This is a genomic window from Vibrio sp. 10N.261.51.F11 (assembly GCF_041471665.1).
Lineage (GTDB): Bacteria > Pseudomonadota > Gammaproteobacteria > Enterobacterales > Vibrionaceae > Vibrio > Vibrio crassostreae_C.
Genome location: NZ_JBFROW010000056.1, coordinates 1 through 11,268 on the forward strand (window position 1 = coordinate 1; position 11,268 = coordinate 11,268).

Below are 11,268 nucleotides of genomic sequence, written 5' to 3' on the forward strand. Positions count from 1 at the left end.
AGGCCTCCTCCTACTCGATTAAGTTATCTCTATTTCTGAATTAAGCTTGAAGCATCTCGTCGCTAAACAGTTCTGCGCAGCCAATTCCGTTGATGGCGCAGCTTTCATCGATGTCTGATATGTCACCGCTGACACCAATGGCACCGAGTACCGTTTTATTCTTGTCTCGAATCAGTAAGCCCCCTGGTACTGGCACCATGTTTCCGTGTGCGAGTACGTTCACGGCGGAGATAAATGCTGGCCTGTTGTCAGCATCTTGGGCGAGTTTTCTTGAGGAACACCCTAGTGCGAGTGCGCCCCAGGCTTTAGCAATGGCGATGTCAGGTCGCATCATGCTTGAGCCATCTTGGCGTTGCAGAGAAATCAGTTTGCCACCGCTGTCTAAGACGGCGACCGTCAAAGGTTCTGTGTGGATCTTGTTTCCTGCTTTTAAGGTGCCATCAATGATGGTTAACGCTTGTTGTAGAGTCAAACTTCCCATGTTATCTCCTAGTTTTTCAAGGGGCATATGTACCAAGCTCAACCAGTCAATCATTACTCTTGTTGGTGAATATCATTGACTGATTCAGCTTGGTACAAGAGTCCTAACTGGACTCTTGTAATAGCCCATAGCTGGGTAAAGTTAGGAAGGCAGCGAACTCGTCGGCTGTAGAAAGTTGATAGAAAAGATCAGCCGTCTCTTCAAATCGACCTGCTGCATAGCGCGAGTCTCCGACTTCATGTTTTATGGTGTCTAGCTCTTGGTAAAGCCAAGAGTGGAATAGTGATTTGGTAAAGGTTTGGCCATCATCGAGCGTTACCCCGTGGTGGGTCCATTGCCAGATGTTGGCTCTTGAGATCTCAGCAGTCGCGGCATCTTCCATGAGGCCGTAGATAGGCACACAGCCGTAGCCTTGAATCCAAGCTTCGATGTAATACAGCGCGATGCGTATATTCTTACGTACTCCTACTTCGTCGCGACTGCCCTCACAAGGCTTTAGCAACGAGTCTGCATTGATCACATGCTCTGGGCTTTGGAAATCCATTTGGTTTACTTTGCCATCTAAGTGCTTATCAAAGATCGACATTGCCAAATCAACCAGTGCAGGGTGCGCGACCCATGTGCCGTCGTGTCCGTTCTGAGATTCTCTTTGCTTATCTTCGATAACCTTGGCGGTTACACGCGCCATTTCTTGCGGATCTTTCGCTGGAATAAAGGCCGACATACCACCCATCGCCAGTGCGCCGCGAGCATGACAAGTACGCACCAACAGTTGGCTATAGGCATTTAGAAACTCTTGATCCATGCGGATCCCGTGGCGGTCAGGCAGGATGCGGTCTTTATGGTTTTTCAGCGTTTTGATGTAGCTGAAGATGTAATCCCAACGGCCACAGTTCATCGCTACGATATGATCACGCATGGCGTATAAGATCTCTTCCATTTGGAATACGGCAGGTAGTGTCTCAATTAAAACCGTCGTGCGAATAGTGCCTTTGGGTACTTGGAAATAGCTTTCGGTGAAGCTGAAAATATCGTTCCACCACTGTGCCTCTTCCATGCTTTCTAGCTTTGGAATGTAGTAGTAAACCCCTAAACCTTGCTGTGCACGTGATTGATAGTTATGGAAAAAGTACAAGGCGAAGTCCATCAAGCAACCGCCGATAGGCTGATTGTTGAATTGAATAGACTGCTCAGGTAAATGAATACCACGTGGACGAGCGATCAGCAGTGCTGGATCGTCGTTTAATTGATAACTCTTCTGCTTCTTCTCATCGAAGTAGCTAATGGTGCCAAGGTTGGCGTCTCTTAGGTTGATTTGCCCTTCGACCATATTGGCCCAAGTTGGGGAAGACGCATCCTCAAAGCAGCACATGAAGACTTTTGCGCCTGAGTTTAGCGCGTTGATCACCATCTTTCTTTCGATAGGTCCGGTGATTTCTACGCGGCGATCGAGTAGCTCTGTTGGCGGTGTTGCTACCTTCCACTCTTTATTCTGACGAATAGAGATGGTGTCCTTTCTGAAATTGGGTAGCTCACCCTCGTCATATTGAGCTTGTTTTGTGTCGCGGTCACTTAGCAGGGCATGACGGCGATCTCCAAATTTATTGACGAGAGCTTCTAAGAATTTTAATGCATCTTTAGACAAGATCTCTTTGTACTCGGAGTTGTCCATATTCCCGAGTACCTGCATACACTGCACTTCTTCTCTCTCTTTTACGTCATTCATCATTGTTGTCTCCTTTAAACAATACGATGTCATTTTGTATACAAAATGCTCTTTTTAAGGATATTTATATTGTAGAAATTGTAAACAAGCAAACGGTATTTAACATTTATTTATCATTTGATCTTTTTGTAATTTATTTTTACGTAAAGATATTTTATGTAAAGCAATGAATTGTAAGCTTTTCAGGATGAGTGCGTACTTAATGCGATGGGTTGATGTAACAAAATTGTTTCATTCTGGGGTTGATAAATAGCGAGGATGGTTCATAGTACACAAAAGTTGGCTTAATTGTATACAATATGAATTGGAGGTTCGAATGGCAATTATGAAAGCGATTGAAGCAGCGGTAGAAGTGCTTAAACGTGAAGGTGTAGACATCGCATTTGGTGTTCCCGGCGCAGCAATTAACCCTATGTATGCGGCTATGAAAAAGCTTGGAGGAATCGACCACGTCTTAGCTCGACATGTAGAGGGTGCATCGCATATGGCCGAAGGGTACACGCGTACCAATCAAGACAATATCGGTGTGTGTATTGGTACCTCTGGCCCTGCGGGAACGGACATGATCACGGGGCTTTATTCGGCGTCTGCAGATTCAATCCCAATCCTATGTATTACAGGTCAGGCCCCGCGTGCCCGCCTTCATAAAGAAGACTTCCAAGCGGTTGATATTGAATCTATCGCTAAACCAGTCACTAAGTGGGCGACTACGGTTCTTGAACCGGCTCAAGTGCCACGTGCATTCCAAAAAGCCTTTCATTTAATGCGTTCGAGCCGTCCGGGTCCAATCCTGATTGATCTACCGATTGATGTTCAGCTGGCTGAAATTGAGTTTGATATCGATACCTATGAACCGCTAGAACCTTATAAGCCACAAGCGACACGCGCGCAGGTTGAGAAAGCATTAACCATGATGTCTCAATCTGAAAAACCGCTGATTGTATCGGGTGGTGGCGTGATTAACGCTGGCGCGTCTGAATTGTTGCAGCAGTTTGCCGAGATCACTGGTGTTCCTGTGATTCCAACCTTAATGGGTTGGGGCTCGATTCCGGATGATCATGAGTTAATGGCGGGTATGGTAGGGCTACAAACTTCTCACCGTTATGGCAATGAAACCATGCTTAATTCTGATTTTGTGTTTGGTGTTGGTAACCGCTGGGCTAACCGTCATACCGGTTCTGTGGATGTTTACACCGAAGGCCGAAAGTTCGTACATGTAGACATTGAACCAACCCAAATAGGCCGTGTGTTCTGTCCTGATTTAGGCATTGTCTCTGATGCCAAGGCAGCGCTAGAGCTAATGGTTGAAGTGGCACAAGAGTGGCGTGACGCTGGCAAACTGCCGAACCGAAATGCTTGGGCAAGTGAGTGTCAGGAACGCAAGTCGACCATGCTGCGAAAAACCAATTTCGACGAAGCACCAATGAAACCGATGCGTGTTTATGAAGAGATGAACAAGGCATTTGGTCGTGATACTTGCTATGTGAGCACCATTGGTTTGTCGCAAATCGCCGCCGCTCAGTTCCTGCATGTTTATAAGCCTCGTAACTGGATCAACTGTGGTCAAGCTGGCCCACTGGGTTGGACAACACCTGCAGCATTGGGTGTACGAGCGGCCGATCCAAATCGCGATATTGTCGCTATCTCTGGTGACTATGATTTCCAATTCATGATTGAAGAACTGGCCGTCGGCGCGCAATTCAATCTGCCATACATCCATGTGTTGGTGAACAACTCGTATCTAGGTTTGATTCGCCAAGCACAGCGCCAATTTGATATCGACTATTGTGTACAACTGGCGTTCGATAACCAGAATGCACCAGAGCTTGAAGGCTACGGTGTTGACCATGTTGCCGTTGTTGAAGGCCTAGGTTGTAAGGCAATTCGAGTTCGTGAACCAGAGCAAATTGCGGCAGCGTTTGAGCAAGCCAAAGAGCTGATGAACAAGCATAAGGTACCGGTTGTTGTTGAGTTGATTCTTGAGCGAGTAACCAACATTGCGATGGGCGTAGAGATCAATGCGATCAACGAATTTGAGCCGCTTGCCGAAAGCCGCGGCGATGCTCCAACGGCGCTGGCGTACAAGTAATCATTAAGTCATGTGTATCCGTAGAGTTGAGGTTTAGCTCTACGGAAAGTCTCCAATAGAGCGAGGCTTTACTACAAATAACCAGATTTTTACAAATAAAGAATAAGGACAGAGTCATGGCAAAATTTGCAGCAAACTTGTCAATGTTATTCACGGAAGTTGATTTTATTGATCGCTTTGAAGCTGCCGCAGAAGCGGGCTTTCAAGGTGTGGAGTATCTTTTCCCTTACGCCTTTGATGCTCAGGCAATCAAAGCAAAACTCGACGCTAATAACCTAGAGCAAGTGCTATTCAACCTGCCTGCGGGTGATTGGGATGCTGGCGATCGTGGTATCGCGGTCGACCCAGCACGAGTTGAAGAATTTCAAGCGGGTGTACCTAAAGCCATCGCTTACGCAAAAGCACTCGGTTGTACTCAAGTGAATTGCTTGGCGGGGATTGTTCCGCAAGGTGTGACCCAACAAGACGCGCAATCGGCGTTTGTGATTAACTTGCATTACGCGGCGAACGCGCTAGCAGCAGAAGGCATCAGCTTAGTGATAGAAGCGATCAATACACGCGATATTCCGGGCTTCTTCTTAAACACCACAGAGCAAGCCAAAGCGATCATCAAAGAGGTAGGGAGCGATAACCTTTCTATCCAATACGATATTTATCACATGCAAATTATGGAAGGCGATCTCACGCCGACCATGCAACAAAATATTGGTCAAATCGCACACGTTCAACTGGCGGATAATCCAGGCCGACACGAACCGGGTACCGGAGAAATCAATTACCCATTCGTGCTCAATTATCTTGATGAGCTTGGTTATCAAGGCTGGGTTGGCTGCGAATACAAGCCAAAAACAACGACGACAGAAGGCCTTGGTTGGCTGCACCAGTACCGTTAATTGCGTCTGGTAACCCTCAAACGTTAAGGAGAACAACATGTCTAAAATTGCATTTATCGGAACTGGCATCATGGGTAAACCTATGGCGAGTAACCTTCAAAAAGCAGGTCACGATTTGATTCTGTCGGATCACTTTAATGCAGCACCTGCCGACCTTGTGGCAGCGGGCGCAACGGTCTGTCATTCACCAGCGGAAGCGGCTGAAGCAGCAGATATCGTTATCTTAATGGTGCCGAATACACCACAAGTTGAAGATGTCCTGTTTGGTGACAACGGCGTCGAGAAAGGTCTAACGGCGGGCGGTGCAGCTGGAAAACTGGTTATCGATATGAGCTCCATCTCGCCTATCGCCACCAAAGCAATTGCAGCGCGAATCAATGAAGGTGGTGCTTCATACCTTGATGCACCGGTATCAGGTGGCGAAGTAGGCGCGATTAATGCAGCGCTGACTATCATGGTGGGCGGTGAGCAAGACGCCTTTGACAAAGCACGTCCGCTATTTGAAATCATGGGTAAGAACATCACGCTGGTGGGTGATAACGGTGCAGGTCAAACCTGTAAGGTCGCAAACCAAATCATCGTTGCTCTGAATATCGAAGCCGTGTCTGAGGCATTAGTCTTTGCTTCGAAAGCAGGTGCTGATCCAGCACGAGTTCGTCAAGCGCTATTAGGTGGATTTGCTAACTCTAAGATATTGGAAGTGCACGGTGAGCGTATGGTTGAAGGCACATTCGACCCGGGCTTTAGAATCTCACTTCACCAAAAAGACCTCAACTTAGCGCTAACGGGCGCACAAGAATTAGGGGTTGCACTACCTAATACGGCTAACGCTCAAGAGTTGTTTGGCGAGTGTGCCGAAATGGGTGGCGAAGGTTGGGACCACTCTGCGCTTATCCAAGCGATTGAGAAACGTTCTGACCACTCGATTCGTTAATCTAGTTAACGGTTTATCCGTTTAGTGGTTAGTCAATCAACCGATTACCCGTTAATTAATTAGGGCTGCTATCGATTCGTAGCCCAACAGTTTGTTTATAAATCGCGTAGTTTCGTCTCCTTTTATACGCGTTCCTGATACGAGGCAGAGGTTGAAGTTGTTCCTTTCCAACTTGATCTTAGCAGGCACCCTTTGGCCTTGTATCGGGGTTCTTTTTTTCTCCGTCAACTAAGGAGTGGCTGATGGACATTGATGCTAAGCAGTTTCTACAAACCCTTTTCTCAAGTGCTGTTAATCAGGCGCTACCTAAAAATCACATCGAACCTTTTCTTCCTCAAGACATTTTTTATCGCTCTGCTAATCAAGCCGGGCGTACTGTGGTGATAGGAGCAGGAAAAGCAGCCGCGTCGATGGCCGCAGAGCTGGAAGCGGTTTGGCAGGCAAAGAAACAGCAAGATCTCGCACTGCGTGATCTTGAAGGCTTAGTGGTGACTCGTTATGAGCACACCGCACCTTGCGAACACATTGAGGTGATTGAAGCGGCGCATCCAGTACCAGATGCGATGGGCTTAGAGGTAAGCCAACGTATGCTGCAATTGGTGAGTGGTTTGAGTGCTGACGACACGGTTATTTGCCTACTGTCAGGCGGTGGCTCTGCTTTGCTAAGTTTGCCCGGTGGTGACATCAGCCTAGCAGAGAAGCAACAAATCAATAAGGCGTTGCTTAAATCAGGCGCTGCCATTGATGAGATGAACTGTGTTCGCAAGCATTTATCTTCGATTAAAGGTGGGCGACTAGCAAAGGCTGCTTACCCAGCAAGAGTCGTATCTTTGGCGATTTCAGATGTGCCGGGCGATGACATTAGTGTGATTGCCTCTGGCCCAACCGTACCCGACACCACCACGCGTTTTGATGCGATGGCAATTTTAGAGCGTTACCAAATAGAAACACCACGCACGGCATTTGAATGGTTAAATAATCCAGAGTCAGAAACCGTAAAGCCAGATGACGTATGTTGGAAAAATGCAGAGCACCATATTATCGCGACCCCGATGTCGGCATTGGAATCCGCTGCAGCAGAAGCTGAAGGCTTAGGCATTCCCGCTTATGTGTTGAGTGATTGCATAGAGGGAGAAGCGCGAGATGTCGCGAAGGTGCATGCTGCGCTAGCCAAACAAGTGGCTAATAACAAGCACCCATTTGAGACGCCTTGCGTGATACTATCCGGCGGGGAAACCACGGTAACCGTTAAAGGGAATGGTCGCGGTGGGCGTAACTGTGAGTTCTTGTTGAGCTTGTATAACGAGCTTAAAGGCCAAGACAACATATTTGCATTGGCTGCCGATACCGACGGGATTGATGGTGTTGAAGATAATGCAGGTGCGTGGATCACGCCTCAAACATGGCAACTAGGTTCGAGCCTGTCGCTTAAAGCGCAAGACTATCTCGATGCGAACAACAGCTACGATTATTTCAAGCAAGTCGATGTGCTTCTAACCACGGGGCCAACGCTGACCAATGTGAATGACTTCCGCGCGATATTGATTCTTTAACTTGAACAGTTCAAAAACACGGTATGGAATGGTCGCTTCTTAACAAATAGAGCGGCCATTTTATTGTTATCAATGCGGTGACCTTGAGTTCTGAGATTATCTTCTGGACTAATGAAGCACGTTGATTACTATGATTTTAGTAACGAGCTGTAAAGGATGCAATATGTCTAGGATCAGACAAAAGAATCAAGATTTAATCATCGAAGTCGCGTGTGAACAATTCGCCACTCATGGTTATGCTGCAACAAAAATGGCCGATATCGCGAAAGCGGCCGACATTCCCAAGCCTAACGTATTCTATTATTTCAGCTCTAAAGATAAGCTCTACAACGCTGTGCTTGAAACCGTCACTCAACCCTTACTAGAAGCGTCTCGTCCGATTGAAGAGCTCAGCGATCCTGTTGAAGCCTTGTCCCAATATATTCAAACCAAACTGCTCATTTCTCGCGACCATCCACATGCCTCTAAAGTGTTTGCCAATGAAGTGATGTCTGGCGCGAAAGTGCTGCCGAAAGAGATTGGTGACGAGCTGTATAAGCAATCACAGATGATCCTCGATAAGTTCTCAACATGGTCGGCGCAGGGCCTAATGGACGATGTTCCCGCTCATCACCTGATGTTTACCATCTGGGCGGCAACTCAAACCTACGCCGATTTTGGCTGGCAGATTTGCAGCGTGATGCAGAAGGACCAACTCGATGATAAAGACTATGCCGATGCCGCTCAGTTCATCACACAGTTAGTGATTAAAGGCTGTGGTGTGAAAAGCTAATGTTGTTTGAACGTTTATCTAGGTGTGTGAGTGACTATAAGCACAGAACCTCTTTTGTGACCTGTTGTGCAATAACTCATTTATCTTGAATTCGGTTCGATTAGGTATGCCATTTTATTTAAATGACAGGTTATAGTATCGCGAAAATTGGCGGCACTTACTCTTCTGAAAAGCGAAAAGCTGGAAACTTATAGATGAAGCCGCTAACAATATTACACGCACAACATTAAGGTTTAGCAATGACGCTTAAAAGCTTGGCATGCACCATCAGCGCAGTTCTGCTTGCAGGTTGCGGTTCAACGGTCGCGACGCAAACATACAACGCTGATCTGATCATCACCAACGGACAGGTTCTCACCATCAATTCAGAAATGGATGTGATTGAAGATGGTGTTGTTGTAGTGAAAAACGACCAGATCATCGCAGTCGGTACCGAGGATTTAATGACTCAATATCGCGCAGAACAAGTGATTGATGCTCAAGATGGAATCGTCATGCCGGGTATGGTGAACGCGCACAACCATTTACCGATGATCGCGTTTCGTGGCTTAGGGGAAGAGGGTATTTCGAATCGTCTGTTCGCTTACTTCTTCCCTCTAGAAGCCGAAAAGCTAAGCCGTGAACTGATTTACAACGCAACCAAGCTTGGCTCTATCGAACTAGCACAAAGCGGTGTAACCACTTATGCCGATATGTATTACCACATGGATGAAATGGCCAAGGCGACCAAAGAAGTCGGCTTACGCGCTGTGCTCGGCGAAACCGTGATTAAGTTCCCAGTGGTCGATGCCAAAGAACCTTACGGCGGCATTGAATACGCCAAAGGCTTTATCGAACAATACAAAAACGATGAGCTAATCACGCCTGCTTATGCGCCACATGCGGTGTACACCGTGAGCAAAGATAAGCTGCAAGAAATCAACAAGCTGTCTGCTCAATACGATGTGCCGGTGCTGATTCACGTTGCTGAATTCCCAAATGAAGAGAAACGCATCAAAGATGAAACTAAGGCAACATCGCCAGTCGAATACATGGATGAAATTGGTGTGCTGGACGAGCGCGTAGTCATTGCTCACGGTATCCATCTTTCGGAGAACGATCAAAAGCTTCTAAAGCAAGCTGACGCAGGGATCTCATACAACCCAATGGCGAACGCTAAAGGTGCAACTGGCATCGCACCAGCATGGGATATGTACCGTGCTGACATGCGAGTAGGCTTAGGAACAGATGGCCCAATGAGCTCTAACCAAGTCGATATCATGCGCACATTAAGCTACGCAGCGAACATGCAACGTTTAAAGCATTCTGACCGCACTATCATGATTCCTGAGCAAGTTATCGAGATGGCGACATTAGGTGGCGCGAAAGCCCTACACATGGAAGATCAAATCGGTTCTCTTGAAGCGGGTAAGAAGGCAGACATCGTGATTGTAGAGACAACATCAGCGAACATGATGCCAAATTACGACCCTTACGCGACCTTGGTTTACCAAGCGAACCCAAGCAACATCGACACGACGATTGTGAACGGCCAAATCGTAATGGAAAACCGTGTAATGCAAACCGTTCAACTGGATGAAATCCGCCAAAGCGTCGATGAGTTTGAAACAGATATCAAAGCCTTTGCCAAAGAGCTTTCTAAGAAGGCGATTAAGTCGAAGAGCTTGATGGATTAGGCTCATTTAACGTTCAATGTTACCTGTCGGTTTTGCTTACTCAGAACTGACAGGTGGCTACGTTCTAGTTTGTTCTATTATCTATTATTCGAAAAAATTGCTCACGGTTTACGGCTAAAGCCCGTTTGGATACTGGTTTTGAATGTGACCAATCTTCAAGTTGAACCGTGATACATCGAATGTACCACAATACTTTTTACTCATTGAATACCTCAGTTTTATAGTGGCGGCGACGTAAAAGCTCGTCCCTCTAATAAAATATAAAGGTTGAAAATGAAAACCCAAGTCCTACTTTGTTCTACTCTTATTGCTCTTTCTTCAATGCCCACTTTTGCCGGAGAAACCAAGTTAGATGTGCGTTTTGGTCATAACACGGCATCTGATATTCGTGATAGCCGTGTCAAATTCATGCATACTTTTGATACAGGTTTCTACTTTAGTGCGGAGGCTGCTCAGATACATAATGATGGTTACTTTGCCGGTAATGATTCAAACGATGAAGATAAAAATGGTCTAAAAGCAGCCGCTCAAGAATTTGAAGCAACTTACAAATTCCAAATTAATGAACAGTGGTATTGGGCCCCTGGTCTGGTGACGGTCACCGCTCCAAATTGGACGGAATATCGCCCATATCTAAAGTTGGGAACAAGCTTCGAAAATGGCGTGTCTTTAACTGGTCGTTACCGTTACAACTGGTCTAACGATGCGAATGGTAAAGACTATTTAGATGGCAGCGGCACGACTCGTGGCGCCTCTAATCAGTTTGATATCTGGCTATCAAAAAGCTTTGGTGACGTAGGTTTAATGTATAACCCTCGTTATCGTTATCAAGACGGTGTCGATCAAGGTACGGGTCGTGACGATTATTGGGAACACACGATAATGGTTAACTACCAGATTAATGAAACTTGGACACCATACATGGAGCTTGTCTCTGTCGATGAAACTTACGTGGACTCTAATGGTAATCGAGAAAACGACTATGCGGTGCGTCTAGGGTTTGTCATGAACCTTTAATTTAGCCCGTTCTAGAACAAGCTATGTCCTTGAACAAACAATGCCCATGAGCATATGTCGATTCTTGGGTATGTGTGGAATCTAAAAGAGCAGCCATTGAGCTGCTCTTTTTTTGTTGTGCGCCGAG

The 11,268-nt window shown here is 46.5% G+C and carries 9 protein-coding genes; 7 read left to right on the plus strand and 2 right to left on the minus strand.

The features are described from left to right. Nucleotides 1-40: 40 nt before the first annotated feature. Nucleotides 41-481: a heme-binding protein gene (locus tag AB4351_RS17005; protein ID WP_102307750.1), complete on the minus strand. Its 441-nt coding sequence runs from the start codon at nt 479-481 to the stop codon at nt 41-43. A gap of 103 nt (nt 482-584) precedes the next feature. After that, entirely contained in the window at nt 585-2,210 is a 1,626-nt protein-coding gene (gene aceB / locus AB4351_RS17010) for a malate synthase A (RefSeq protein WP_372126672.1), read from the minus strand. 313 nt (nt 2,211-2,523) lie between these two features. Between aceB and gcl the strand changes: the two genes are divergently transcribed. The 7 genes from gcl (at nt 2,524) to AB4351_RS17045 (ending at nt 11,141) form a co-directional block, all read left to right on the plus strand. Further along, nucleotides 2,524-4,296 (plus strand): glyoxylate carboligase, encoded by a 1,773-nt coding sequence (gene gcl / locus AB4351_RS17015; protein ID WP_065584810.1) that lies wholly within the window; start codon nt 2,524-2,526, stop codon nt 4,294-4,296. 116 nt (nt 4,297-4,412) lie between these two features. Then, the gene (gene hyi, locus AB4351_RS17020; protein WP_102473715.1) at nt 4,413-5,189 is read left to right on the plus strand and encodes a hydroxypyruvate isomerase; all 777 of its coding nucleotides are present in this window, start codon (nt 4,413-4,415) and stop codon (nt 5,187-5,189) included. A gap of 37 nt (nt 5,190-5,226) precedes the next feature. Beyond that, a complete protein-coding gene (locus AB4351_RS17025; protein ID WP_017076971.1) occupies nt 5,227-6,123 on the plus strand; it encodes a 2-hydroxy-3-oxopropionate reductase in 897 nt (298 codons plus the stop codon). A 242-nt stretch (nt 6,124-6,365) separates the two neighbouring features. After that, complete coding sequence (locus AB4351_RS17030; RefSeq protein ID WP_136977860.1) at nt 6,366-7,676, plus strand: glycerate kinase; 1,311 nt, start codon at nt 6,366-6,368, stop codon at nt 7,674-7,676. Between the two features lie 163 nt (nt 7,677-7,839). Beyond that, nucleotides 7,840-8,448: a TetR/AcrR family transcriptional regulator gene (locus AB4351_RS17035; RefSeq protein ID WP_372126675.1), complete on the plus strand. Its 609-nt coding sequence runs from the start codon at nt 7,840-7,842 to the stop codon at nt 8,446-8,448. 239 nt (nt 8,449-8,687) lie between these two features. Next, complete coding sequence (locus AB4351_RS17040; protein WP_372126677.1) at nt 8,688-10,124, plus strand: amidohydrolase; 1,437 nt, start codon at nt 8,688-8,690, stop codon at nt 10,122-10,124. 273 nt (nt 10,125-10,397) lie between these two features. After that, the gene (locus AB4351_RS17045) at nt 10,398-11,141 is read left to right on the plus strand and encodes an oligogalacturonate-specific porin KdgM family protein (RefSeq protein WP_136977863.1); all 744 of its coding nucleotides are present in this window, start codon (nt 10,398-10,400) and stop codon (nt 11,139-11,141) included. The last annotated feature ends 127 nt before the right edge of the window (nt 11,142-11,268 follow it).

Coding starts and splice junctions, on each gene's coding strand:
- AB4351_RS17045 (WP_136977863.1), top strand. CDS start 10,398: ATGAAAACCCAAGTCCTACTTTGTTCTACTCTTATTGCTCTTTCTTCA.
- hyi (WP_102473715.1), top strand. CDS start 4,413: ATGGCAAAATTTGCAGCAAACTTGTCAATGTTATTCACGGAAGTTGAT.
- aceB (WP_372126672.1), bottom strand. CDS start 2,210: ATGATGAATGACGTAAAAGAGAGAGAAGAAGTGCAGTGTATGCAGGTA.
- AB4351_RS17025 (WP_017076971.1), top strand. CDS start 5,227: ATGTCTAAAATTGCATTTATCGGAACTGGCATCATGGGTAAACCTATG.
- AB4351_RS17030 (WP_136977860.1), top strand. CDS start 6,366: ATGGACATTGATGCTAAGCAGTTTCTACAAACCCTTTTCTCAAGTGCT.
- AB4351_RS17005 (WP_102307750.1), bottom strand. CDS start 481: ATGGGAAGTTTGACTCTACAACAAGCGTTAACCATCATTGATGGCACC.
- AB4351_RS17035 (WP_372126675.1), top strand. CDS start 7,840: ATGTCTAGGATCAGACAAAAGAATCAAGATTTAATCATCGAAGTCGCG.
- gcl (WP_065584810.1), top strand. CDS start 2,524: ATGGCAATTATGAAAGCGATTGAAGCAGCGGTAGAAGTGCTTAAACGT.
- AB4351_RS17040 (WP_372126677.1), top strand. CDS start 8,688: ATGACGCTTAAAAGCTTGGCATGCACCATCAGCGCAGTTCTGCTTGCA.